Genomic DNA, 3404 nt, shown 5'->3' on the forward strand with positions numbered 1-3404 from the left:
AGTGAATTTTTGGTATTAGAAAGAGGTTGCATAGTGATTCTTGTGGGTGTTAATTTTAGTAAAAATTATTAACGAGTGTCATTTGCCTGCTTAGCGCAACTTTATTGTTTCCATCTTTGGCAACCTTAACTCTTAGGGCATATATCTTGGCCTTATTGGGAAGCACCTTTCTTACCTCTCTAGTAAATTGAAAAATATGCTTAAATGGGCAAATATATTCCAATACGAATATATTGTCTCCGTTATTCCATTCGTTAGCAGCGATTTGGTGATTATCATGTAATAATTTATCCAGTGTTTTATCGTCAACTTTTGCCCATACAGAGAATGCCAAAGGCACATCCTTATTGTTGCGAATTAACTTATATTGACCAAGTAAAATTCCTTCTGAAATGCGACTAAAAAAACCACAAATATTATAATGCTCGCAATGCAATTCCGATTGTCTGGATAACCAAAATGCATTACCTAAAACCTCCATATAGAACTTTTCTGTTATTTTTTCGGGGGTCATAATTTATAAATTTTATAAAACAATAGTCTGAATTACCTTACCTGTCTAGTCGTAAATATGCATTTTTTTTGTACAAATTATTCAATAAATTTGCTTCTCTCATTATAAGCTAATTCTATAAAAAAATTAATAAAATTAAACCTAAATTACGCTATTACACTTATATATAATGCACTATATTTAGTGTTATTTTAATTTTAAAACACTAGATATAGTGTTTTTCAGGAAAAATGAAAAAATATGTTCAAATTATTAAGCAAAGAGGAAAATGGAAAAAGACATTCAAGTTACTAAGCGAAATGGCAAGCAAGAATCTATTGACATGGAAAAAATTCACCGTGTTGTGCACTGGGCTTCTCAAGATTTACAAGGCGTTAGTGTTAGCCAAGTTGAAATCAATGCACAGTTGGCATTTTTTGATGGTATTAAGACAGAAGATATTCACGAAACCATTGTCAAGTCAGCAGCAGATTTAATCTCAACAGAGGTGCCAGATTATCAATATTTAGCAGCACGGTTGGCTATTTTTCATTTGCGTAAAAAAGCATTTAAGTCCTTCACCCCGCCGCCACTTTTTGAGCATATTAAAAAATTCACGGCATTGGGCGTTTATGACAAAGATATTCTTGAAAAATACACTGAAGAAGAAATTGAAACACTAGATAGCTATATTGACCATTGGCGTGATATGAGGTTTTCCTATGCTGCAGTCAAACAATTGGAAGGCAAGTATCTGGTTCAAAATCGTGTTACTGGCGAAATCTACGAATCCCCGCAACTGCTTTATATGTTAGTAGGTATGTGCTTGTTTCAAGAATATGAAGCCAGCGCACGCATGGATATTGTTAAGCGTTTTTATGATGCAGTGAGTTTGTTTAAAATTTCCCTTCCTACGCCTATTATGGCAGGGGTTAGAACGCCAACCCGCCAGTTTTCATCTTGTGTGTTGATTGAGGCGGATGATGACTTAGATTCAATCAGTGCTGCTGCTGGTGCTATTGTAAAGTATGTTTCCCAGCGGGCTGGAATTGGCATTAATGGTGGAAAAATTCGTGCCATTGGTAGTCCTATTCGTGGTGGTGAAGCAACGCATACAGGCTGCATCCCTTTTTATAAGCATTTTTACACTGCGGTTAAATCTTGCTCTCAAGGGGGGGTTCGTGGTGGTGCTGCCACCCTATTCTATCCTTTATGGCATTTGGAAATTGAAAGTTTGCTGGTACTTAAGAACAACACAGGTACGGATGAAAACCGTATTCGCCATCTTGATTATGGCGTACAGTTTAACGGCTTAATGTATCAACGCTTTCTCGCAGATGCCGATATCACTCTATTTTCACCTCATGATGTACCTGACTTATATGATGCTTTTTTTGCCGATCAAGAGGAATTTAAATGCTTATATGAACAATACGAACAAGATGATTCGATTAGAAAACAAACCATTAAAGCCAGAGAATTATTTGCCAAATTTATGCAAGAACGCGCCAATACAGGGCGTATTTACTTACAAAATGTAGATCATTGCAACACTCACAGCGCTTTTAATGCTAAGCAAGCGCCGATTAAACAATCCAATCTTTGTATGGAAATTACCCTGCCAACTAAGCCCCTATATTCGGTTCAAGACGAGCAAGGCGAGGTGGCACTTTGCACATTGTCGGCGGTTAATTTAGGTGCACTGGATTCTTTAGATGAATTGGAAACGCTGACTGACATTATTGTGCGTTCATTAGATTGTTTACTTGATTATCAAGACTACCCTATTAAAGCGGCTGAACTTGCCAGCAAAAATCGCCGTACACTGGGCATTGGTGTGACTAATCTTGCCTATTATTTAGCCAAAAATGGGGCTAAATATTCTGACGGGTCGGGTAATCAGCTGATTCATAAAACCTTTGAAGCCTTGCAGTATTATTCGCTAAAAGCCTCAAACACATTGGCAAAAGAATTAGGCGCTTGCCCCTTATTTTCCCAAACTCAGTATTCACAAGGCATTATGCCGATTGATTCTTACAAAAAAGACATTGACGCATTTTGCGATTGCGCATTAGAACTTGACTGGGATACACTGCGCCAAGATATTGTATCCACAGGGCTTAGAAACTCAACCCTAACCGCCCTTATGCCATGCGAAAGCTCGTCACAAATTTCCAACTCAACCAATGGCATTGAGCCACCCAGAGGATTTGTGTCCGTTAAACAATCCAAAGACGGCATCTTAAAACAAATTGTGCCAGAATATGACAAATTAAAAAATCAATATGAATTACTGTGGGACATTAAAGACAACGAAGGCTATCTGCAACTTTGTGGCATTATGCAAAAATTTGTAGATCAATCCATTTCCACCAACACCCATTATGACCCCTCACAATTTGAAGGCAATAGAGTGCCAATGAAATTGTTTTTAATGGACTTATTAAAAACCTATAAATACGGCATTAAAACGCTTTACTATCACACAACACGCGACGGTGGTGGTGAGGATATATTGGAAAAGGAAGATGATAATGCCTGTGCTGACGGTGTCTGTAAACTATAAATATTTGGTATGTCTAAAACGCACACAACAGTCGCTATTGTTTATGATTTTGATGGCACACTTGCCAAGGGGAATATTCAAGAAAATTCTTTTATTCCTGATTTAGGACTTATAACAAAAAAGTTTTGGGAAGAGGTAAAAGAGATAACTGAAGAGAATGAAATGGATGAGATTTTGGCGTATATGTATTTATTGATTAAAAAAGCCAATGAAAAAGGTGTAATGATCTAACTTTCTTAGACACAAAGATAGCCTTATAATACAAAAAATAAGGAGGTCAAAATGACGCAAATAATAAAAACCAGAAAAGAGAGAATAAATCTAACAATTGAGCAAAAATTAGAC

3 protein-coding genes are annotated in these 3404 nt (G+C 36.7%); 2 read left to right on the forward strand and 1 reads right to left on the reverse strand.

Going from position 1 to position 3404, the window contains the following annotated elements; all coding sequences use genetic code 11:
* Nucleotides 1–55: 55 nt before the first annotated feature.
* A complete protein-coding gene (locus CRYPD_RS07425) occupies nucleotides 56–481 on the reverse strand; it encodes a toxin-activating lysine-acyltransferase (RefSeq protein WP_212744000.1) in 426 nt (141 codons plus the stop codon).
* A 301-nt stretch (nucleotides 482–782) separates the two neighbouring features.
* Between CRYPD_RS07425 and nrdA the strand changes: the two genes are divergently transcribed.
* The gene (nrdA, locus tag CRYPD_RS07430; RefSeq protein WP_138146947.1) at nucleotides 783–3059 is read left to right on the forward strand and encodes a class 1a ribonucleoside-diphosphate reductase subunit alpha; all 2277 of its coding nucleotides are present in this window, start codon (nucleotides 783–785) and stop codon (nucleotides 3057–3059) included.
* 9 nt (nucleotides 3060–3068) lie between these two features.
* Nucleotides 3069–3290, forward strand: a complete 222-nt coding sequence (locus CRYPD_RS07435; protein WP_212744001.1) for a hypothetical protein — start codon at nucleotides 3069–3071, stop codon at nucleotides 3288–3290.
* Nucleotides 3291–3404: the final 114 nt, after the last annotated feature.

The organism is Bathymodiolus heckerae thiotrophic gill symbiont, assembly GCF_900180345.1.
Classification (GTDB): Bacteria; Pseudomonadota; Gammaproteobacteria; order PS1; family Pseudothioglobaceae; genus Thiodubiliella.